The following is a 20,148-nucleotide window of genomic DNA, read 5'->3' on the forward strand; positions in this document are numbered from 1 at the left end:
CCATCCCTCTCGGTCAGGACGAGGTGGCCGAGCGCATCAGGTCCGGGGAGTTCTCGGATGTGCATGTGGCGACGGTGAATGGTCCGGGTGCGACGGTGGTGGCGGGTGACCGTGACCAGGTGCACCGCTTCGTTGAGGGGTGTGAGGGCGAGGGGGTGCGGGCGCGGGTGATCCCGGTGGATTATGCCTCGCATTCGCCGCATGTGCGGGTGTTGCGGGAGGAGATTCTGGACCGGTTGGGTTCGGTCCGGCCCGGCTCGGCGGAGGTTCCGTTCCTGTCCACGGTGACGGGTGGCTTCGTTGAGGGCCCGGAGTTGGATGCGGAGTACTGGTACGCGAATCTGGCGAGTCCGGTGGGGTTCTCCTCTGCGGTGGCGTTGTTGGTGGAGTCGGGGCATCACGCGTTCGTGGAGTGCAGTCCGCATCCGGTGTTGACGACCGCGGTCGGGGATACCGCTGAGGCGGTGGCGGGGGCACCGGTGGTTGCGGCTTTGGGGACGTTGCGTCGTGATCAGGGTGGTGTGCGTCAGTGGTTGACGGCGTTGGCGGGCGCGTTCACCGCGGGTCTGTCTCCGGATTGGTTTCCTGAGCGTTCCGCGGTTCCGGTGTCCGCCACCGTGGATCTGCCGACCTACGCCTTCCAGGAGGAGTCCTACTGGCTCCGTCCGACGGCTGTCGCCGCGAACGCCACGGGTCTGGGCCTGATCGACACGGAACACCCTCTGCTCGGGGCGTCTGTCCCGTTGGCGGATGGTGACGGTCTGGTTCTGACGGGGCGGTTGTCGTTGGCGACGCATCCGTGGCTGGCCGACCACGCGGTGATGGGCACCGTGCTGTTGCCGGGGACGGCGTTCGTGGAACTGGCGTTGCACGCGGGTGAACAGGTCGACTGCGCGCATCTGGAGGAGCTGACGCTGGAAGCCCCGTTGGTCCTGCCCGAGAACGGCGGAGTCCGGATCCAGGTGCTCCTCGGGTCAGCGGACGACGAGGGACGCCGCTCTCTGATGATCTGTTCCCGGCCGGAAGGGGTGGAGTCCTGGACACGGCACGCCACCGGGACCTGTTCCACCGACCCCGGTGCCATGGTGGCCGAAGAAGGAGCTTGGCCGCCGCCCGGTGCCGAGCCGATCGACGTTCGGGACGCCTACGACCGACTGGCCGGGATCGGACTCGACTATGGTCCGACCTTCCAGGGGCTGAGTGCCGCTTGGCGGTACGGAGACGAGGTCCTGGCCGAGGTGGCGCTGCCTGAGGGCTCCGGAGCAGGAGGTTTCGGCCTCCATCCCGCCCTGTTCGACGCCTCCTTGCACGCGCTGGCGCTGTCCGGGAACCAGCCGGAACTGCCGTTCGCGTGGTCGGGGGTACGGCTGAGCGCTACCGGGGCGACCGCACTGCGGGCGCGGCTGTCGCGTTCGGAGGACGGCTCGGTTGCGGCCGTGTTCACCTCCCCGGACGGTTCTCCCGTCGCCGACGTGGCGTCCCTCGCCGTGCGCCCGGTGTCCATCGAACAGCTGAAGGCCGCGAACGCGGGGATCCACGACTCCCTGTTCCGGCCGGGATGGGTTCCGCTCCCGCTTTCCGCCGAAGCCGGGCCGACCGTCTGCCCGCCCATCGCGGAACTCTCGGACCGGGAAGCCGTTCCGGAGGTGCTGTCCCTGCGTCCGGAGGGCGGAGGCGGCGACCCCGCGGCGGTCCGACGGGTCACGAAGGACGTCCTGGCCTCCGTCCAGACCATGGTGGGCGATGAACGGTTCGCCGACGCGCGGCTGGTGGTGGTGACACGTCTGGGTGTGGCCGCGGGCAAGGACGAGGACGTCGCCGACCTGGCGCACGCGGCTGTGTGGGGCCTGGTCCGCTCGGCTCAGACGGAGAACCCGGGCCGGTTCGTGCTGGTGGACATCGATGACGACGAGGCGCTCGGTCTGCTCCCCGCGGTGGTGGATTCCGGGGAGGACCAGGTGGCACTACGGGAAGGGAAGGCGTACGTGCCCCGCCTGGAGCGTGTGTCCGGGACGGTCGTGGCCGAGACCTCGCGCTTGGGCACCGAGGGGACTGTGCTGGTCACCGGTGGTACGGGTGCGTTGGGTGGCTTGGTGTCCCGTCATCTGGTGGTGGGGCACGGGGTGCGCAGTCTGGTGTTGACCAGTCGTCGGGGTTTGGCGGCCGAGGGTGCGGCGGAGTTGGAGGCCGAGCTCGTCGGGTTGGGTGCTCGGGTGCGGGTGGTCGCGTGTGATGCGGCTGACCGGGAGGCGTTGGCTGCTCTGTTGGGTGAGGTTCCCGAGGAGTATCCGCTTACGGGGGTGGTGCACTGTGCGGGTGTGTTGGATGACGGGATGGTCTCCTCGCTGACTCCTGAGCGGTTGGAGGGGGTGTTGCGTCCGAAGGTGGACGCGGCGTGGAACCTGCACGAGCTCACCCGGGACCTGGACCTGTCGGCGTTCGTGTTGTTCTCCTCGATCGCGGGGGTGGTGGGCAATCCGGGGCAGGCCAGCTATGCGGCGGCCAACACGTTCCTGGACGGGTTGGCGCAGCACCGTCGTGCTCAGGGGCTTCCTGCGACGTCGTTGGCCTGGGGTCTGTGGGCGCGTAGCAGTGGGATGACGGGTGAGTTGGCTGAGGCTGATGTGGCTCGTATGCGCCGGACCGGGCTGAGTCCGATGAGTGACGAGCAGGGCCTGGCCCTCCTCGACACCGCAGTGTCCCTCGATGACGCGGTACTGGTGCCGACCGGGCTGGACCCCATGATCCTGCGGTCCATGGCCGAGGCCGGAGTGCTTCCTCCGCCGCTGCGCGGCGTGGTCCGCTCGACCTCGCGGTCCGAGGTATCGGGCGGGGCGACGGCCGACCTGAAGGGCCGGATCGCCGAACTGCCGTCCAAGGAGCGTGCGGACTTCGTCCTGGAGTCCGTGCGCGGGCAGATCGCGGCCGTACTCGGCTACGGATCGGCCGGGGCGATCGATAGCGACCAGGCGTTCAAGGAACTGGGCTTCGACTCGCTGACGGCGGTCGAACTGCGCAACCGCCTGAACCGCGCTACGGGTCTGCGGCTGCCGGCCACCCTCGTGTTCGACTACCCCACACCGTCCGCGCTCTCCGCCTACCTCGCCGAGGAGCTCGCCCCCGCCGAAGTGTCCGACGCCGACCGGGTCCTGTCCGGACTCGACTCGGTGGAGGCGGTACTGGAGGCGGCGGACGGGGACACCGAACTGCGCACGGTCGTGACACGACGGCTCGAAGCCGTGCTCGCACGATGGAGCGCCGACACCACCTCGGATGACAGCACCTCGGTCGTGAACAGGATCGAGGCGGCGACCGCCGACGAGATCTTCGACTTCATCGACAAGGACCTCGGAAGGGGCGCTCCGGAATGACACGTGAAGAGAAGCTGGTCGATTACCTGAAGTGGGTGACCGCGGACCTGCACCAGGCCCGGCAGCGCCTGTCGGACGTGGAGGCGTCGCGGAGCGAGCCGATCGCGATCGTGGCGATGAGCTGCCGGTACCCGGGCGGGGTGGAGTCTCCCGAGGACCTCTGGGAACTGGTCTCCGGAGGGGCCGACGCCGTGTCCGAGTTCCCCGTCAGCCGAGGCTGGGACGTGGAGGAGCTCTACGACCCCGACCCCGACCAGGAAGGCCGTTCCTACACCCGGCACGGCGGGTTCCTGTACGACGCGGACCGGTTCGACGCCGAGTTCTTCGGGATCAGCCCGCGGGAAGCGGCCGCGATCGACCCGCAGCAGCGGCTGCTGCTGGAGACAGCTTGGGAAGCCTTCGAACGTGCGGGGATCAACCCCGCATCGCTGAAGGGCAGCCGCGCAGGCGTGTTCGCGGGAGTCATGTACGACGACTACGCGGCCAGGCTGAATCCGATCCCGGACGGGTTCGAGGCGTACGTGGGCAGTGGTAGCGCTCCGAGCATCGCGTCGGGCCGGGTGTCGTACACGTTCGGGTTGGAGGGCCCGGCGGTCACGGTGGACACGGCGTGTTCGTCGTCGCTGGTGGCGATGCACCTGGCCGCGCAGTCGCTGCGCCAGGGCGAGTGCGACATGGCGCTCGCCGGAGGCGTCACGGTCATGGCCACACCGGGACTGTTCCGGGAGTTCAGCCGACAGCGTGGGCTGTCCTCGGACGGTCGGTGCCGTTCGTTCGCCGGGGCCGCTGACGGTACGGGGTTCTCCGAGGGCGCCGGTCTGGTGCTGTTGGAGAGGTTGTCCGACGCCCAGCGCCATGGGCGTCGGATTCTGGGTGTGATCCGTGGTTCTGCGGTGAACCAGGACGGTGCGAGTAACGGTCTGACCGCGCCGAACGGTCCCTCGCAGCAGCGGGTGATCCGGCAGGCGTTGGCGAACGCGAAGCTGGGTCCGGGTGAGGTGGACGCGGTGGAGGCGCACGGGACGGGCACGACCCTGGGTGACCCGATCGAGGCGCAGGCGCTCCTGGCGACCTACGGGCAGGGTCGTGCGGAGGACCGGCCGCTGTGGTTGGGGTCCGTGAAGTCGAACATCGGGCACACGCAGGCCGCGGCGGGTGTGGCGGGTGTGATCAAGATGGTCATGGCCATGCGCCACGGCCGGTTGCCCCGAACCCTCCACGTCGACAAGCCCACACCCGAGGTCGACTGGGGGTCCGGCGCAGTCGAGCTCATCACCGACGAGGTCGCCTGGCCGCAGGTCGACCGGCCGCGCCGGTCCGGAGTGTCCTCCTTCGGCCTGAGTGGTACGAACGCACACCTGGTCCTCGAACAGGCACCCGAGACGGAGGACCCCGCGCAGCCGTCGGCTTCGCCGGAGCTGACGGCTTGGCTGCTGTCGGCGAAGAGCGACACGGCCCTGACCGATCAGGCCCGAAGGTTGGCGGCACACGTCTCAGAGCACCCGGACGAGGCGCCCGCCGACATCGCCCACGCACTGGCGTCGTCGCGTGCGTTGTTCGATCACCGTGCGGTGGTGACGGGGACCGGTCGGGAGGAGTTGCTGCGTGGGTTGACGGCTCTGGTCGCAGGAGAGCCCGCTCGCAATGTGGTGACGGGTGTGGCTGGTCCGGTGGGCCGGACCGCGTTGTTGTTCACGGGGCAGGGCAGTCAGCGTCCGGGTATGGGTCGTGGGTTGTTCGAGGTGTTTCCGGTGTTCGCGCAGGCTCTGGAGCGGGTGTGGGGGTGTGTGGACCCGCTTTTGTCGCGGCCGTTGCGTGAGGTGATGTTCGCTGAGGCCGGTTCGGTCGAGGCGGGGTTGTTGGATCGGACGGAGTTCACCCAGCCGGCGTTGTTCGCGTTGCACGTGGCGTTGTTCCGGTTGGCGGAGAGTTTCGGGGTTCGGCCGGACTTCCTGATCGGGCATTCGTTGGGTGAGGTGTCGGCGGCGCATCTGTCGGGTGTGTTGTCGTTGGAGGACGCTGCGGTGTTGGTGGCCTCTCGGGCGCGGTTGATGCAGGCCCAGCCGGGGGGCGGGGCGATGCTCGCGATCGGGTTGCCGTTGGGAGATGTCTCCGCTCTGGTCGGTGACCGGGCGGGTGTGGATGTGGCGGCGGTGAACGGTCCGGCGTCGGTGGTGGTCTCCGGTGACGCGGACGCGGTGGCTGAGGTGGGGGAGTTGGCCCGTCAGGCGGGTGCGCGTACGCGTGCTCTGACGGTGAGTCATGCGTTCCACTCCTCGCACATGGAGGGGATGTTGGCGGAGTTCCGGGAGGTCGTGCAGTCGTTGACCTTCCGTGAGCCGACGGTGCCGATCGTGTCGAATGTGACGGGTGGTCTGGCTGAGGCTGCGCGCATTACTTCGCCGGAGTACTGGGTGGAGCACGTGCGCAGCCCGGTGCTGTTCCATGACGGGGTGAGAGCTCTTGCCGACGCCGGGGCCGACACGTTCCTCGAACTCGGCCCCGACGCCACGCTCACCGCCCTCGCCAAGGAGGGCCTCAACGGCAGGGGGCACCACGTCTTCGTGCCCACGCTCCAGCGGCGCAGGCCTGAGAACCAGACGTTCACCAGCGCACTGGGACAGCTGCACACCACCGGCACGCACATCGACTGGACACCGGTTCACCCGGCCGAACCCGCACGCCACGTCGACCTGCCCACCTACCCCTTCCAACGTCGTCGCTACTGGCTGGACGCTCCGCCCTACGGGCAGGTGCCGGTCGGCGCCGACACGGGTTCGTCCCTGGAGGCCGAGTTCTGGCAGGCCGCCGAACACGGGGACCTGTCCACCGCCGCGGCCGTCCTGGGCATGACCGGAGAGCGGTTCGCCGCCTTGGACGCGATCCTCCCCTCACTGGGCGCCCTGCGACGCCAGCGGCACTGGCGGTACCGGCTGGGCTGGGAGCACCGGCACGACCTCCCGGAACCGGCTCCCAGTGGAATCTGCCTGGTCGTGGTCCCCGAGGCCCAGGACGAGGAGACGGATCGGATCGTCTCCGCCCTGTCCGGGGCCGGGGTCGATGTCAGGACCGTTCCGGTGGCGACCGCGAGCGCCGACACCGATACCGACACGCTCGTGTCCTCGCTGCGCGACACGGTCGGCATGGACCAGGTCGCCGGTGTCCTGTCTCTGCTCGCCCTGGCGGACCTGCCCGGCAGCCGAGGGTTCGACGCCACGACCGGGCTCCTGACCGCAGTCCGTGACGCCGGACTCTACGGCCCGGTGTGGGTGGCCACACGCGGGGCGGCGGCGGTCGGCTCCGCCGATGCCGCACCCGACCCGGACCAGGCGTGGACGGCCGGTCGCGTTCTGGCTCCGTCGTCCGGGGACACCCTGGAGGGCGGGGGAACGGTGGATCTGCCCGAGGCCGTGGACGACCGGGTCGCCCGTCTGCTGTGGGCCGTGGTCAGTGGGTTCCACGGTGATCGGAGGGTCGCGGTCCGCCCCGGCGGCATGTACGTGCGCCGACTCCAACGGGCTCCCGGGAGCACGGTGAGGCCATGGCGCCCGAGGGGAACCGCTCTGGTCACCGGTGGTACCTGTGGTCTGGGCGCGGCCGCTGCCCGCTGGCTGGCCCGTCAGGGCGCCGAGCACCTGCTGCTGGTGACGGACCAGGACGAACAGGCGCGGCGCCACGCCGACCTGAAGGCCGAACTGGCGGTCCTGGGCGCACAGACGACCGTGCTCACCTGCGTGCCCGGCGACCGCGAGGCACTGCGCGAGGCGCTGGCAGCGATCCCGGGTGAGCACCCTCTGACCACGGTCGTCCACGCCGCCTTCGGCGCCACCTCCTCCTCCGCCGCCGAGGGTGAGCGGGCCCAAGCCCGATCCCTCGCCGCCGACCTGCACGAACTCACCGAGGGGGCGCGCCTGTCGGCGTTCGTCGTGTTCACGTCGGCGGGTGACCTCCTGAACGGACCCGGCGGCGACACCGCGTGGTCGGAAGGGCTGGTCCTGCGTCGAAGGGCCGCCGGGCTGCCCGCGATGTCGGTGGCCTGGGGGCCGTGGGCGGACACCGCCGACGGCGCGTGGCCGGACGGCGTGGTGCCGGTCGTTCCCGACATGGCGATGACCGTGCTGGAACAGGCGGCCACGCCGGCCGCCGCCCTCACCGTGGTCGCCGACGTGTCGTGGGTGTTGTTCGATCACGGTGACCGCCTGTTCGACGGGCTGGCGGAGGCGCGGTCGTCGGCGTCCGTACCCGAACCCGAGGGCGGGGCCGTGCTCATCCAGGACGCCCTGTCCGCGGCTTCGACCGAGGAGCGCGAGCGGATCCTCGGCGATGCGGTGCGCGCCTACGCCGCCGCCGCGCTCGGCTACGCCTCTCCGGACGAACTCGACATGGACAAGGACTTCCTCGAACTGGGCTTCTCCTCGTTCACGGCCATCGAACTCGTGAACCGGCTCAACGAGGCCACCTCCCTGGAGGTGTCGGCCACCGCCGTCTTCGACCACTCCACCCCCGAAGCGCTCGTCGCGTACCTGTCCGGCCTGCTGCCCGTCACCACAGCCTGACCGGGGCGAGGCGCAGGTCCCCTGTCCCCCCAACACCGAAGGAGTCAGTCATGAGTCACACCGTCGTCATCGCGGGTGCCGGTCCGACCGGCCTGATGCTGGCCAGCGAGCTCGCGCTGGTGGGCGTTGACACCATCGTCGTCGAGCGGCGCCCCGAGCCGGAGCAGCGCTCGCGCGGCATGGCGATCCACGGCCAGACGCTGGAGCTGTTCGAGCAGCGAGGACTGCGCGAGCGCATCGGCGCGGACGAGATCTTCCCCTGGCCGCGCACGCCGTTCTCCCTGTTGTGGCTGGATCTGGGCACAGTGGGAGCCGAGGACCACGTCCACGCCTTTCCGCAGTGGCGTACCGAAGCGCTGCTGGAACGGCGCGCCGTCGAACTGGGCGTGGACATCCGCCGAGGCAGCGAGGTGACGGGGTTCGACCAGGACGAGGGAGGTGTGACCGTCGAGGTGGCCAGTGGCGACGGCACGGAACGGGTCCGGGCCGACTACCTCGTCGGCTGCGACGGCCCCGGCAGCCTCGTCCGCGAGCGGGCGGGGATCAAGTTCCCGGGCGACGGCGAGACCTACCACGGTGTGTTCGGCGACGTGGCGGCCGAGGCGGTCGAGGGTATCGAGTTCGACGCGGAGCCGCGTCCGACCGGGGTGTTCGCCGCGATGCCGATCGAGCCGGGCGTGATGCGGCTGATGACTCTGCGGTTCGGTGTCGATCCGCCCGCGGACGGCGCGGGTGTGTCCGCCCGGGAACTGGCTGAGAGCATCACCGAGGTGACCGGGCAGGCGGTGGAGTTGCCCGAACTCCGCTGGGCGGCCCGGTTCGGCGGGCAGACCCGGGTGGCCGACCGGTACCGGGACGGGCGGGTCCTGATCGCGGGCGACGCGGCGCACACGTTGTTCATCTCGGGCACCCAGGGGATGCACACCGGCCTGACCGACGCGGTGAACCTTGGCTGGAAGCTCGGCGCGGTCCTCAACGGGTGGGCACCGGAGGGGCTCCTCGACACCTATGAGGCCGAGCGCAAGCCGGTCGGGGAGCGTATGGCGATGCACGCGCGGGCCTCCATCGCCCTGCTCCACCCCTTGGAGAAGATGGAGCAGCTGCGTGCCCTCATCTCCAGGTTGGCGTCGTTCGACGAGGTCACCCGGCACCTGCTGCGGATGACCACGGCGGTGCGCTACCCGATGGGCGGGGTGCGGGAGGGGGCGGAGGCCCCGGAGCACCCGCTGCTCGGCGCGCGGGTGCCGGCCACCGTCCTGGCCGCGGTGGAGGACGGGGCGAGAGCACTGCTGGACTCGCAGCGCGCGGTACGCGGCGCGGTCGTGGACCTGTCCGAGGGCGCGGCCGACCTGGGCGCCGTCGCGGGCTGGGCGGACCGTGTCGACGTGGTGCGCGCTGTCCGGTCCTCCGACGTGGACGCGGCGGTCCTGGTGGTGCGTCCGGACGGGCACGTCGCCTTCGTCGACACGGCCGGGACCGACGCCGAGGGGCTGCGTGCCGCGCTCGGCACCTGGTTCGGCGAGCCGGGCGAGGCCGGTCGTTAGAACGCGGCCGTCGGCACGTCGGGCAGGGCCCATACGCGTACGCCGTGTCCGGACACCAGGTCCGGACACGGCGCGCCGCCGGGTGGCTTCTGGGTTACCACCCGGCGAAGGCCGGGAAGGGGGTCACCCGGCCAGTTCGGTGGACAGCTTCCACAGCCGTTCGGCCTGCTCGGGGTCCAGGATGCGCGGTTCGTACCCTCCGGGTGCGCCCTCCCTGGCGGGAGAACCGATCCCGCAGTCCTCCAGGTACCGGCCGCCCACCCCGTCCAGCTCGGCCGCGGTCGCGGCCCACAGGCTGGTGGCCGCACCCTGTTCGGCGCTCTTGAAGTTCGGGTTGGGCGTCCCGTTCTGGTCGATCAGACCGAACTGCAGCTTCTCCTCACGGGTGATGTGCCGTTGCAGGCCGGTGAGAACGATGCCCGGGTGGACGGCGTTCGCGGTGATGCCGTCGTCGGCGTGGCGCTGGTGCAGGCCCACGGCGAACAGGGCGTTGGCCGACTTCGCCTGCGCGTAGGCCAGCAGCCTGTCGTAGGGGCGGCGGCGGAAGTTCGGGTCCTCGAAGTCGATACCGCCGTGGCGGTGCGCGGCGGAGGACAGGGCGATGACGCGCGCGCCCCCGGCCGCCCGTAGCGCGGGCAGCAGGTCGAGGGTCAGGACGAAGTGCCCCATGTGGTTGACACCGAACTGCCACTCGAAGCCGTTCTCCGTGTAGGCCTGGTCCGAGAGCATCACGCCGGCGTTGTTGAACAGCAGGTGCAGCGGTCGGCCGAGCCCGGTGTACCAGGCGGCGAACGCACGCACGGAGTCCAACGAGGAGAGTTCGAGTTCGCCGAACTCGATGCTCCCGTTGCCCGTCTCAGCGCTCACCTCCGCGGCGACCTTCTCGGCGGCCACACGGTCCCGTCCCGCGATGACCACGCGTGCGCCCGCCACCGCGAGCGCGCGCACGGTTTCGATCCCCAGGCCGGAGGCGCCGCCGGTGACGACGACGTCGCGCCCACGCAGGTCGTGTCCGGCGACCACCTCCCGGGCGGTACTCGTCGCGCCGAAAGAAGTCGATTCCACTGCCACCACGTCCTCCACAACAAGCGGGATAGCTGTCCCGATTATCTTGACGGGCCGCGGCGGGTTTGTCGATGCCTCCCGGAGACGGTTTCGGTGAAAGGGCGACGACTCAGTCCCGGCTTTAGGGGACGCCAAGAACGTCGTTAGCCGGACCGGACAACCTCGGACTGTGGTTCTCGGCCCATGCCCGATGCCACCGCTTCTTCACTGAACCCGAGCAGACCAGGAGAGGAGAACGGGCGTGACCGACACGACCGAAAACGTCTTCGAGGTGCCGACGACCCTGGAGGAACGCATCCGGCGCTGGAGCGTGTACCAGCCCTGGCTGCAAAGGGACCCGGTGACCTACTTCAAGGAGATCCAGGAGTACGCCCCGATCGTCCGTTCCGAGGAGCTGGGCGGGTACTGGATCCTCACCCGGTTCGAGGAGATGGAGTGGGCGGCCCGTACCCCGGAGACCTTCTCCAACCTCGCCCTGTCGATCCCCTCGCACATCAACATGCTGGGCGACCGCAAGGCCATCCCGATCCAGCTCGACGGCGAGGAGCACCGCAAGTGGCGCCGTGCTCTGGCCGACCTGTTCAACCCGGGCGCGGTCAACCACTTCACCCCGCAGATCCGCCAGGCCATCGCCGACACCATGGACCCCTGGGTCGAGCAGGGCCGTACCGAGTTCATCGGTGACATCGCCAGCAAGATTCCCGCCGAGGCCTTCCTCATCATGTTCGGGATCGACCGCAAGTACCTCGGCCAGATCCTGGAGTACAAGGAATGGCTGCGCTCCCAGCTGCCCAAGGCGCACAACGACGAGGCGATCGCCGCCGCGAGCCGGCCGCTGTGGGACTTCTTCGGTGAGGCCATCGACCGCCGGCGCGAGGAGGGGACCGAGGGGCGCCGCGACGTCTTCAGCCGCCTGCTGGAGTCCAAGCTGGACGGCGAGCCGCTCACCCGGGACCAGATGATCAACGCGGCCTTCACGAACATGCTCGCCGCGTTCGACACCACCACGGCCATGATCAGCGTCGTGTTCACCTACCTGGCAGAGCACCCCGAGGTCCAGGACCTGGTCATCCAGTCGCCCGAACGGATCCCCGCGGTGATCGAGGAACTCGTCCGGCACGATCCGATCTCGGCGACCGCCAGGCTGGTCACCCAGGACGTCGAGCGCCACGGCGTGACGATGCGCAAGGGGGACCTCGTCCTCATCCCCTGGGGCATGTCCGGCATGGACCCCCGTGTGTTCGAGAACCCGGACGAGGTCGACTTCGACCGCTCCTCCACCCGCCAGCTGGTCTTCGCGGTCGGCCCGCACCGCTGCATCGGCATGCACCTGGCCCGCCGCGTCCTCAAGTTGGCGGTCGAGGAGTGGCACGCCCGGGTGCCCCGCTACGGCCTCACCGCCGGGACGAGTCCGCACCGTGTCTACACCACCGTCCGCGGGGTCTCCGCGCTCGACCTGAGCTGGCCCCTGGCCCGTGCCGACGAGGGGGCACAGCGATGAAGGTCCGCGTCGACGCCGACCGCTGCATGGCGCACGGTCTGTGCATGGCCCTGGCCTCGGAGGTCTTCGAGGTCAACGACGAGTCCGGTTACAACGAGATGGGTGAGTTCGAGGTCGGCGCCGAACAGCGCGCGCACGTTCTGCGTGGCGTCTCCGGTTGCCCCGAGAAGGCCATCTCCGTTCTTGACGAGGGGTAGCGGTGAACCTCCAGCAGTTCAACTCACACCGGTCCACCGTCCGGACCCGTTCGGGCGAGATCAGCTACGTCGACGTGGGGGAGGGGCCGGTAGCGCTCTTCGTCCACGGTCTGGGCACCAACGGCTACCTGTGGCGCAACGTCCTGGCCGAGCTCGCCGACGAACGGCGCTGCATCGCCGTGGACCTCCCCCTGCACGGACAGAGCCCGGTCGTTCCCGGCCAGGAGCTCACCCTGCGGAGCCTGGCGGTCGTGTTGGAGGACTTCTGCGCCGCGATGGAGCTGGACGCCGTCGACATGGTGTCCAACGACACCGGCGGCGCGGTGGTGCAGATCTTCGCGGTGGACCACCCCGAACGGCTCACGACACTCACCCTGACCAACTGCGAGACCCACGACAACCTGCCCAACGAGGCGTTCCGGGGCACGGTCGAGCTCGCCAGGAAGGGCGAGCTCGCACCACGTGTGGCCATGATGCTGGACAACCTCGACGTGGCCAGGTCACCGCACAGCCTCGGCTCCAACTACGAGCGCCCCGACGAACTCACCGAGGAGACGGTGCGCACGTTCCTGGAGCCGATCGCGAGCACTCCCGAGCGCACGCGCCACTTCGAACGGCTGCTCGCCTCGCTCGACCCCGGTGACCTGCTCGGCATCGAGCCCAAGCTGCGCGAGTTCACCGTGCCCACCCTGGTCGTCTGGGCCACCGACGACGTCCACTTCGAGCTCAAGTGGGCCTACTGGCTCCGCGACACCGTCCCGGGCGTCACCGAGGTGGTCGAGATCGAGGGCGCCAAGCTGCACTTTCCCGTGGAGCGCGCCCCCGAGCTGGCGACCCACCTGCGCCGCCACTGGTCCGTGAGTCGTGCCGGGGACGGGCCCGCCTCCGGGTGACCGACCACCGTGCTCGCCCGAGCGCACCCGCGCCCCGGCAGTCGGAGCGGGAACCACTGGAAAGGACAGACATGCCTCACCCCGACATCCACCTCCTCTCGGTGGGGACCGCGCTCCCCGGTCCACTGATCGACAACGCCGCGCTCGTCCGCAGCCTCGGCCTGCCCAAGGTGTGGGAGCAGTGGATCGACACCTTCGTGGGCACACGCAGCCGTCACTTCGCCACCGACCTGCGGACCAAGGAGGTGCGCTACTCGCTCACCGACATGGGCGTGACCGCCGCCAGCCGGGCGCTGGAGGCGGCCGGGGTGGGGGCGGACTCCGTCGATCTGATCGTGATGGGCACGGCCACTCCCGACATGCTCATGCCCGCCACCGTCAACCTGGTCGCCGACCGGCTCGGCATCAACAACGTGCCCTCCTACCAGCTCATGTCCGGGTGCACGGGCGCGATCCAGGCCATGGACGTGGCATGCCGGATGCTGGAGTCCGGCCGGTACACCACCGCCCTGGTCATCGGGGGCGAGACCTGCGCCAAGCTCATGGACCTCGACCAGGACATCAGCCAGCAGCCTCCCGGCGTCCAGGTCAACGCCATGCTGTTCGGCGACGGTGCCGGGGCGGTCGTGCTCACCACCGAGCCGCGGCCCGGCACCCCCGTGCTACGGCAGGTCTCCCTCGAACTGGTGGGACAGGGGCGTGAGCCCGGACAGGTCGTCGAGTGGTTCAGCGCGCTCGGCGGCGCCCCCGGACAGAAGTCCGTGGTGGAGGACTTCAAGGCGGTCGAGGAGGCGGCGCCGCCCATGGCGGCCGAGGCACTCCAGAGCATTCTGGACGACCTGGGGTGGAAGGAGGACGAACTCGACTTCGTCCTTCCCCCGCAGCTGTCGGCGGTCATGACGGCCAAGGTACTGGCCGACATCAACGCGCCCGAAGCGGTACCGATCAGCAGGGTGACCGAGATCGGCAACACCGGCAACGCCCTTCCCTTCTTCCAGCTGGAGACGCTCCTGCCGCAGATGCAGGAGGGCGACCGGGCCGTGGGAGTGAGTGTCGAGGCCAGCAAGTGGATCAAGGCCGCGTACGCGGTGGAAATGGTCGGCGCCGACCAGGACGGCAGGTGAGGGGCATGAAGAACACGACGCGGGAGTCCACCCCCGACGACAAGGTCCTCGCCGCACTGGACGAGATCTTCCGGGAGGTCCTCGGTTTCGAGGGGGTCGGGATCGACGAGGAGCTGGCCGAGTTCGAGTCGGTGCTCATCATCAACATGGTGGTCCGGATCGACGAGCGGCTCGGGGTGACGGTGCCCATAGAGACCTTCCTCGGATCGCCCACACCGCGCAGCGTCGCCGAGGCCGTCGGCAGGGCCCGCGAGGAAGGGACCGAGACCCGATGAGCACGCTCACCGAGCACGTCACCGGACAGCGCCTCGCCGAGCTGCCCGACGACGACCTGAGGACGCTCTTCATGATCCGGCGCTTCGAGCAGAAACTGCTGGAGCTGTTCGGCCGGGGCGCACTCAACGGCACCACGCACACCTGTCTGGGGCAGGAGTACGTTCCGGTCTCCCTGGAGCCGCTGCTGGACCCGCACGACTTCGTGTTCAGCAACCACCGCGGCCACGGGCACTACCTGGCCCGGTACGACGACCCCGAGGGGCTGCTCGCCGAGATCATGGGGCGCGAGGGAGCGGTGTGCGACGGGGTGGGCGGCAGCCAGCACATCCTGCGCGACCGCTACCTGTCCACCGGCGTCCAGGGACAGAGCCTGCCCGTGGCGGCCGGGGTGGCGCTCAAGCTGAAGCGGACCGAACCCGGACTGCTGGCCTGCGCCTACATCGGCGACGGCACCTGGGGGGAGGGGGCCGTCTACGAGGCGCTCAACATGGCCCGGCTGTGGGGGCTGCCGCTGCTGGTCGTGGTCGAGCACAACGGCATCGCCCAGACCACCCCCACCACCGACCAGATGGCCGGCACCATCGCCGACCGCGCCGCCGCCTTCGGTGTCCGGCACCACCGGGTCACCACCACCGACGTCCACATGATCCGCCAGGAACTCACCCCGCTCCTGTCACACGTACGCGAAGCCTGCGAACCCCTGGTCGTGGAATTCGCCACGCACCGGATCGGCCCGCACAGCAAGGGCGACGACACCAGGCCCGACGACGTGGTCCAGCACGCTCGCGACAACGACTGGTACCACGCCTACCTGAGCGCGTTCCCCGAACAGGCCGAGCCGCTCGACAGCCAGGCGCGTGACCGCGTCAACCGGATCACCGACGACGTCATCGCACGTCCGCTCTCCACCTGGCGGGACCGATGAGAGTCGCCGAGAACCTGAACCTCGCCCTGGGAGACCTGCTGGACGGCGATCCGAGGGTGTACCTGCTCGGCGAGGACATCGTCGACCCCTACGGAGGCGCGTTCAAGGTCACCAAGGGCCTGTCCACACGCCACCCCGAACGGGTGATCCCGACCCCGCTGAGCGAGGGCGGCCTCGTCGGCGTCGGCGGAGGGCTCGCCTTGGCCGGAGAGGCCGCGGTCCTGGAGATCATGTTCGGCGACTTCGTCGCCCTCGCGTTCGACCAGATCGCCAACTTCGCCAGCAAGTCGGTGTCCATGTACGGCCGACGCGTACCCATGCGTATGGTCGTGCGCTGCCCCACCGGCGGCGGCCGTGGCTACGGTCCCACGCACAGCCAGAGCCTGCAGAAGCACTTCATCGGACTCCCCGGCCTCTCGGTCCACGAGGTCTCCCCGTTCCATGACAACCGGGAGCTGCTGCCCGAGCTCCTCGGGCGGGGCGAGCCCGCCATGCTGTTCGAGGACAAGGTCCTCTACACCGAGCGGATGTTCACGGACGGCGTGGTGGACGACCTGTTCAGCTACGACATGGAGTTGCCCGGAGTGGCACGGGTGTTCGCCGACACCCCCGACACCTACGACTGCGTGCTGATCGTTCCCGGCGGTCTGACCCACCGCGCCCTGGCGGCGGCCCGGTCCCTGCTGCTGGAGCACGAGATCGCCTGTCTCCTGCTGGTCCCCTCACAGCTGTACCCCTTCGACACCGACCCCCTGCTCCCCGTCCTGAGGCGGGCCGAGCTCGTGTGCGTCGCCGAGGAGGGCACCGCGGGCGGGACCTGGGGCAGCGAGGTGGCCCAGGCCGTGCACCGCACGATGTGGTCGGACCTGCGCCGGCCGGTGTCGCTGGTCCACTCGCAGGACAGCGTCATCCCCACGGCCGCGCACCTGGAGAACGAGGTCCTGGTGAGCGCCGACACCATTTCCGCAGCCGTCACGAAGGCCCTCCATGGTTGACATCCGGGTTCCCAAACTCAACAACAACGACCGCGTCTACATGCTCGTGGACTGGCTGGTCGAGGACGGCCGACCGGTCGCCGAGGACGAGCCCGTGGCCACCGTGGAGACCTCCAAGGCCATCGAGGACCTCCTCAGCGAAGGGTCCGGAGTCCTGCGGCAGCTCGTCAAGGTCGACACCGAGTGCGCCCCCGGCGACGTCATCGGCCGGATCGCCCCCGAAGGCACCGAGTCGGCCGACGGCGCCGCGCCCGCGGAGACCGCCGCACCTGCGGAGACCGCCGCTCCCGTCGGCATCATCACCGAGCCCGCGCGCCGACGCATGAACGCACTGGGCGTCAGCGAGGAGCGGGTGCGGGCGCTCGGCCTCAAGGTCGTGCGGGCCTCCGACGTGGACGCGCTGGCCGCCGAATCCGGCGAGGACGGCGAGGGCGGAGAGGGAGCCCACACGCTGCCGGCCCACCAGCGGGCGGTGGCGGACACGGTCCTGCGCTCGCACCGGACCATCCCCTCCGCCTACACCGTGGTCAAGGCCGACGTCGGCGAGGTGCGTGCCCGCGGGTACGCCCTCACCAAGGAACTGGGCCGCATCGTCGGCGTTCCCGAGTTCCTCGTCGCCGCGGTGGCCCGGCTGCACGAACGCTTCCCCCTGTTCTTCGCCACGCCCGTGGACGACCACAGTGTCCACCTCCCCGACGACGCCCACGTCGGGGTGACCGTCGACGTGGGACGCGGACTGTACGTTCCGGTGGTCAAGAACGCGTCCGGACTGTCCGTCGCGGAGATCGCGTCCGCCACCGGAGCCTTCCGCGACAACGCGATCAAGGGCTCCTTCCGCGCGGCCGACCTGTCCGGCGGCAACATCGGTGTCACCCTGCACACCGACGCGGACGTCGTCAGCGCCGTCCCCGTCATCTTCCCCGGACAGACCTGTGCACTGGCGCTCAGCGCACCGCAGCAGGAGGTGGTCCTCGACGACGAGGGCGCGGTCCGGGCCCGAAGCGTCGCCCACATCGGGCTCGCCTACGACCACCGGTTCATCAACGGCCGCGACGCCGCACTGTTCCTGCGGAGCGTCAAGAAGGCCGTCGAGTCCCCGGACGACCTCGTCATGACCTGACAGGAGAGCCGACGTGACACCGCCTCCCTTCCAGACCCTCCCGAGAACACGCCCCGCGGTCGGCTACACCGCCGGTGGGCCCGTTCCGGTCGCCCGGTTGCGGCTCCTCTGCTTCCACCACGCGGGAGGAGCGGCGTCGGCCTTCCACGGCTGGCAGGACGTCCTGGGGGCCGACGTGGCCGTCCTGCCCGTCCAGCTTCCCGGCAGGGAGCAGCGCGTCCGCGAGCCGCGGCACCGCGACGCCGAGGCCCTGTTGGCGGACCTGGACGAGAACCTGGCGCCCCTGCTGGAGGGCGAGCACGTCTTCTACGGGCACAGCATGGGCGCCCACCTCGCCCACGCCCTGGTCCGGCGCCGGGTGGCGGCGGGTCTCCCGGCGCCACGGGCCCTGATCGTGGGCGGAGCCCGGGCGCCGCACCTGCCCCAACCACTGGTCGAGGCGCGGACCGCCTCCGACGACGACCTGGCCCGACTGCTCGTCCGCCTGGGCGGAGTCTCCACCGAGCTGTTGCGCTACCCCGACTGGCTGCGCGCGGCCACCTCGCTGCTGCGCGACGACCTCGCCGTGTGCTCGGGGTTCCCGGACCCGGCGGCCGAACCGCTTCCGGTCCCCATCCACGTCTTCACCGGGGCCGCCGACCCCTTGGTGCGGGCCGACCAGGCCGCCGCCTGGGACCGGCACACACGGGAGGAGTGCCGCGTCCACGTCATGCCCGGCGGCCACTTCTTCCCCGCGGAGTCCCGTTCCGCCTTCCTGACGAGGGTTTCCTCCATCCTGTCCCGGCTTTAGGTTCCGCTAAGGGCACCGCTAGCCCGGACCGCGATCCTGATCCTCATCGTCCACGATGAGGATCAGGGGTACGTCATGACGAGTAGGCGCCGATCCGCTGTCTCCCAGGAGCAGCCGGTCCCCGGTGACGCGGTCGCGATTGTCGGACTGGCCTGCCGCCTTCCCGAGGCGCCCGACCCGGACTCCTTCTGGCGGCTGCTCCGGGAGGGCCGCAGCGGGATCACCGAGACTCCAGAGGAGCGGTGGACCGGACTCGACGCCATCGGTGACCAGGATGTGCCCCACCGCGGCGGATTCCTCGACCGCGTCGACGGGTTCGATCCCGCCTTCTTCGGGATCTCCCCGCGTGAGGCCGCCGTCATGGACCCGCAGCAGCGCCTGATGCTGGAGCTGAGCTGGGAGGCCCTGGAGGACGCCGGGATCGTGCCGGAATCCCTCCGCGACACGCGGACCGGCGTGTTCACGGGCGCCATCATGGACGACTACGCCGCGTTGGTGCAGCGGCTCGGCGCCGACGCCATCAACCAGCACACCGTCACCGGTCTGCACCGCAGCATCATCGCCAACCGTGTCTCCTACACCCTCGGTCTGCACGGGCCGAGCATGACGATCGACGCGGCCCAGTCGTCGTCGCTGGTCGCCGTGCACATGGCATGCGAGAGCCTGTACCGGGGGGAGTCGTCGGTCGCCATCGTCGGCGGCGTCAACCTCAACCTCATCCCGGAGAGCACGGTGGGGGTCGCTCGGTTCGGCGGCCTGTCACCGGACGGGAACAGTTACACCTTCGACGCGCGGGCGAACGGGTACGTGCGCGGTGAGGGCGGCGGTGCCGTCGTCCTCAAACCGCTGTCCCGGGCCCTCGCCGACGGGGACAGGGTGTACTGCGTGATCCGCGGCAGTGCCGTGAACAACGACGGGTCGACGGACGGACTGACCGTCCCCAGTCCGAGTGCCCAGGAAGACGCACTGCGGACGGCCTACGAGCGGGCCGACGTGAACCCGGGCGACGTCCAGTACGTGGAACTGCACGGGACCGGCACCAGGGTGGGCGACCCCATCGAGGCCGCCGCCCTGGGCGCGGCCGTGTCCTCCGAGCGCGACGCCGACGACCCCCTCGTGGTGGGGTCGGTGAAGACCAACGTCGGGCACCTGGAGGGTGCGGCGGGCATCGTCGGCCTGCTGAAGGCGGCGCTGAGCATCCACCACCGCGCGATCCCGGCGAGCCTCAACTTCGAGACCCCGAACCCGGACATCCCCTTCGACGAGCTGCGGCTGCGGGTCAACACCGGATTCGGTCCCTGGCCGAGGCCGGAGCGCCCGCTGCTGGCGGGTGTGAGCTCGTTCGGCATGGGCGGGACCAACTGTCACGTGGTGCTCGCCGAGGGCCCCGACACGGCCAGCACGGTCGACGGGAAACCTGACACCGGCTCCGGTGCGGGCCCGGCGGCCTGGCTGCTGTCGGCGAAGAACCGTACGGCGCTGGCCGCCCAGGCCGAGCGGTTGCGGGAGCGGGTGGAGTCCGATCCGGGTGTGTCGGTGTCGGATGTGGCGTTTTCGTTGGGGTCCTCGCGTGCGTTGTTCGATCACCGTGCGGTGACGTGGGGACGTGACCGTGACGAGTTGCTGCGTGGGTTGGCGGCTCTGGCCGGGGGAGAACCCGCTCGCAATGTGGTGACGGGTGTGGCTGGTTCCCCGGGCCGGGTGGCGTTGTTGTTCACGGGTCAGGGCAGTCAGCGTCCGGGTATGGGTCGGGCTTTGTTCGAGGTGTTTCCGGTGTTCGCGCAGGCTCTG

14 protein-coding genes and 1 pseudogene are annotated in these 20,148 nt (G+C 70.1%); 14 read left to right on the forward strand and 1 reads right to left on the reverse strand.

Annotation, left to right across the window (positions count from 1 at the left end):
* Window positions 1-74: 74 nt before the first annotated feature.
* From FYW99_RS33160 to FYW99_RS31240, 4 genes and pseudogenes are all read left to right on the forward strand, one after another.
* A pseudogene (locus FYW99_RS33160) lies at window positions 75-509 on the forward strand (acyltransferase domain-containing protein); the annotation flags it as partial.
* A gap of 108 nt (window positions 510-617) precedes the next feature.
* Window positions 618-3,371, forward strand: a complete 2,754-nt coding sequence (locus FYW99_RS31230) for a type I polyketide synthase (protein ID WP_223839895.1) — start codon at window positions 618-620, stop codon at window positions 3,369-3,371.
* Window positions 3,368-7,927: a type I polyketide synthase gene (locus tag FYW99_RS33020; RefSeq protein WP_150256166.1), complete on the forward strand. Its 4,560-nt coding sequence runs from the start codon at window positions 3,368-3,370 to the stop codon at window positions 7,925-7,927. Before FYW99_RS31230 ends, FYW99_RS33020 begins: the two co-directional genes overlap by 4 nt.
* A gap of 50 nt (window positions 7,928-7,977) precedes the next feature.
* Window positions 7,978-9,471 (forward strand): FAD-dependent monooxygenase, encoded by a 1,494-nt coding sequence (locus tag FYW99_RS31240; protein ID WP_150256168.1) that lies wholly within the window; start codon window positions 7,978-7,980, stop codon window positions 9,469-9,471.
* Window positions 9,472-9,594: 123 nt separating this feature from the next.
* Here the strand turns inward: FYW99_RS31240 and FYW99_RS31245 are convergent, their stop codons facing one another.
* Entirely contained in the window at window positions 9,595-10,536 is a 942-nt protein-coding gene (locus FYW99_RS31245) for an SDR family NAD(P)-dependent oxidoreductase (RefSeq protein ID WP_223839893.1), read from the reverse strand.
* 241 nt (window positions 10,537-10,777) lie between these two features.
* Between FYW99_RS31245 and FYW99_RS31250 the strand changes: the two genes are divergently transcribed.
* The 10 genes from FYW99_RS31250 to FYW99_RS31295 form a co-directional block, all read left to right on the forward strand.
* Window positions 10,778-12,037, forward strand: a complete 1,260-nt coding sequence (locus FYW99_RS31250; protein WP_150256173.1) for a cytochrome P450 — start codon at window positions 10,778-10,780, stop codon at window positions 12,035-12,037.
* Window positions 12,034-12,234: a ferredoxin gene (locus tag FYW99_RS31255; RefSeq protein WP_150256176.1), complete on the forward strand. Its 201-nt coding sequence runs from the start codon at window positions 12,034-12,036 to the stop codon at window positions 12,232-12,234. Before FYW99_RS31250 ends, FYW99_RS31255 begins: the two co-directional genes overlap by 4 nt.
* A gap of 2 nt (window positions 12,235-12,236) precedes the next feature.
* Window positions 12,237-13,127, forward strand: a complete 891-nt coding sequence (locus tag FYW99_RS31260) for an alpha/beta fold hydrolase (protein WP_150256178.1) — start codon at window positions 12,237-12,239, stop codon at window positions 13,125-13,127.
* Between the two features lie 71 nt (window positions 13,128-13,198).
* Window positions 13,199-14,251: a 3-oxoacyl-ACP synthase III family protein gene (locus FYW99_RS31265; protein WP_150256180.1), complete on the forward strand. Its 1,053-nt coding sequence runs from the start codon at window positions 13,199-13,201 to the stop codon at window positions 14,249-14,251.
* A gap of 5 nt (window positions 14,252-14,256) precedes the next feature.
* The gene (locus FYW99_RS31270) at window positions 14,257-14,526 is read left to right on the forward strand and encodes an acyl carrier protein (RefSeq protein WP_150256182.1); all 270 of its coding nucleotides are present in this window, start codon (window positions 14,257-14,259) and stop codon (window positions 14,524-14,526) included.
* Window positions 14,523-15,452, forward strand: a complete 930-nt coding sequence (locus tag FYW99_RS31275; protein ID WP_150256184.1) for a thiamine pyrophosphate-dependent dehydrogenase E1 component subunit alpha — start codon at window positions 14,523-14,525, stop codon at window positions 15,450-15,452. The genes FYW99_RS31270 and FYW99_RS31275 overlap by 4 nt, the downstream gene beginning before the upstream one ends.
* Window positions 15,449-16,447, forward strand: coding sequence for a transketolase C-terminal domain-containing protein (locus FYW99_RS31280; protein ID WP_150256186.1), 999 nt, complete (start codon window positions 15,449-15,451; stop codon window positions 16,445-16,447). Before FYW99_RS31275 ends, FYW99_RS31280 begins: the two co-directional genes overlap by 4 nt.
* A complete protein-coding gene (locus FYW99_RS31285) occupies window positions 16,440-17,567 on the forward strand; it encodes a 2-oxo acid dehydrogenase subunit E2 (protein WP_150256188.1) in 1,128 nt (375 codons plus the stop codon). Before FYW99_RS31280 ends, FYW99_RS31285 begins: the two co-directional genes overlap by 8 nt.
* A gap of 13 nt (window positions 17,568-17,580) precedes the next feature.
* Window positions 17,581-18,357: a thioesterase II family protein gene (locus FYW99_RS31290; protein ID WP_150256190.1), complete on the forward strand. Its 777-nt coding sequence runs from the start codon at window positions 17,581-17,583 to the stop codon at window positions 18,355-18,357.
* Window positions 18,358-18,432: 75 nt separating this feature from the next.
* A partial coding sequence (locus tag FYW99_RS31295) for a type I polyketide synthase (RefSeq protein ID WP_317847024.1) occupies window positions 18,433-20,148 on the forward strand: 1,716 nt, incomplete at its 3' end.

This window comes from Nocardiopsis deserti, assembly GCF_008638355.1.
In the GTDB taxonomy this organism is placed as follows: Bacteria; Actinomycetota; Actinomycetes; order Streptosporangiales; family Streptosporangiaceae; genus Nocardiopsis; species Nocardiopsis alborubida.